The sequence below is a fragment of the Escherichia sp. KCJ4928 genome, assembly GCF_004352695.1.
Lineage (GTDB): Bacteria > Pseudomonadota > Gammaproteobacteria > Enterobacterales > Enterobacteriaceae > ECMA0423.
In genome coordinates, this window is record NZ_SJWV01000346.1 from 1 (window position 1) to 2,048 (window position 2,048).

Sequence of the window (2,048 nt, forward strand, 5' to 3'; positions counted from 1 at the left end):
AGATACAAAAACAGGGAGGTGATTATTTATTCGCGGTAAAAGGAAACCAGGGGCGGCTAAATAAAGCCTTTGAGGAAAAATTTCCGCTGAAAGAATTAAATAATCCAGAGCATGACAGTTACGCAATGAGTGAAAAGAGTCACGGCAGAGAAGAAATCCGTCTTCATATTGTTTGCGATGTCCCTGATGAACTTATTGATTTCACGTTTGAATGGAAAGGACTGAAGAAATTATGCGTGGCAGTCTCCTTTCGGTCCATAATAGCAGAACAAAAGAAAGAGCCAGAAATGACGGTCAGATATTATATCAGTTCTGCTGATTTAACCGCAGAAAAGTTCGCCACAGCAATCCGAAACCACTGGCACGTGGAGAATAAGCTGCACTGGCGTCTGGACGTGGTAATGAATGAAGACGACTGCAAAATAAGAAGAGGAAACGCCGCAGAATTATTTTCAGGGATACGGCACATCGCTATTAATATTTTGACGAATGATAAGGTATTCAAGGCAGGGTTAAGACGTAAGATGCGAAAAGCAGCTATGGACAGAAACTATCTGGCGTCAGTCCTTGCGGAGAGCGGGCTTTCGTAGTCTTACCCCGACTCTCCCCCAGCCTTAAACACAACCCCCACTCACCGCAACCTAAACTCATCCGCATCCTGCCATGCCGGAAACTTTTCTCTATATTCCCGCAATGCCACCATCGACAGCTCCGCATCAATGCGCGTTGCCTGATGCGCGTCGGCAGTAGCGATAATCTCGCCCTGCGGGTTAATCACCCGGCTGTCACCGCGATAATGGCAGCCGTTGCCATCGCTGCCGACGCGATTGCATCCCGCCACATACGCCTGATTCTCAATCGCGCGGGCCGTCAGCAATGCCTGCCAGTGCAGAGAGCGCGGAGCAGGCCAGTTGGCAACGTAGATGGCGAGGTCATAATCGTTGAGATTGCGCGACCACACAGGAAAACGTAAGTCGTAGCACACCAGCGGCAAAATACGCCAGCCGCGCCATTCCACAATCACTCGCGCATTGCCCGCTTTATAATGCAGATGCTCATCTGCCATGCGGAACAGATGACGCTTATCATAAAAATGTACCGTGCCGCCCGGCTCAACCAGCAAAAAGCGGTTAACCGAACCAGACTCCGTTTGTAATGCAACACTGCCTGCAATCAGCGCATTGCACTGCTGCGCTTTAGCTGTCATCCAGTTCACTACGTCATTTTGTGCTAGCGACGAAGCTGCCGCTTCCATGGCAAAGCCGCTGGTAAACATCTCCGGTAGAACGATCACATCGCGCCCGGTAATACCTTCCAGTTGACGATCAAAATGACGCAGGTTGGCAGGGCCATCCATCCACACCAGTGGTTGCTGCAAAAGCGTAATCTTCAAACCAGGCACGGTGTACAACTCCTTTATGCGAAGGGTTTTATAACTTTAACACCTTATCAGGCAGTTGCCTTAGCGCAGAATAAATTGATAACAAATGCTGATATTGGAAATATCTGATTTGCAAATTATCGTGTTATCGCCAGGCTTTAGGAGGTTAATAACATGGGCAGGATAAGCTCGGGAGGAATGATGTTTAAGGCAATAACGACAGTCGCCGCTCTGGTCATCGCCACCAGTGCAATGGCGCAGGATGATTTAACCATTAGCAGCCTTGCAAAGGGCGAAACCACCAAAGCTGCATTTAATCAGATGGTACAAGGGCATAAGCTGCCTGCCTGGGTGATGAAAGGCGGTACTTATACTCCCGCACAAACCGTAACGTTGGGAGATGAGACGTATCAGGTGATGAGCGCGTGCAAACCGCATGACTGTGGCTCGCAACGTATCGCTGTGATGTGGTCCGAGAAATCTAATCAGATGACGGGGCTGTTCTCGACTATTGATGAGAAAACGTCGCAAGAGAAACTCACCTGGCTGAATGTGAACGATGCGCTTTCGATTGATGGTAAAACGGTGTTGTTCGCGGCGTTGACCGGCAGCCTGGAAAACCAGCCGGATGGCTTTAATTTTAAATAATTAGCGGATAAAGAAACGG

The 2,048-nt window shown here is 49.0% G+C and carries 2 protein-coding genes and 1 pseudogene; 2 read left to right on the forward strand and 1 reads right to left on the reverse strand.

Annotated elements, in window-relative coordinates; genetic code table 11:
- Positions 1–590 (forward strand): annotated as a pseudogene (locus tag E0D98_RS23580) (ISAs1-like element ISEc1 family transposase); the annotation flags it as partial.
- A gap of 41 nt (positions 591–631) precedes the next feature.
- Here the strand turns inward: E0D98_RS23580 and yafV are convergent.
- Positions 632–1,402: a 2-oxoglutaramate amidase gene (yafV, locus tag E0D98_RS23585; protein WP_001118055.1), complete on the reverse strand. Its 771-nt coding sequence runs from the start codon at positions 1,400–1,402 to the stop codon at positions 632–634.
- A gap of 180 nt (positions 1,403–1,582) precedes the next feature.
- Between yafV and ivy the strand changes: the two genes are divergently transcribed.
- On the forward strand, positions 1,583–2,029 hold the full coding sequence (gene ivy / locus E0D98_RS23590; RefSeq protein ID WP_205713032.1) for an Ivy family C-type lysozyme inhibitor: 447 nt from the start codon (positions 1,583–1,585) through the stop codon (positions 2,027–2,029).
- Positions 2,030–2,048 lie beyond the last annotated feature (19 nt).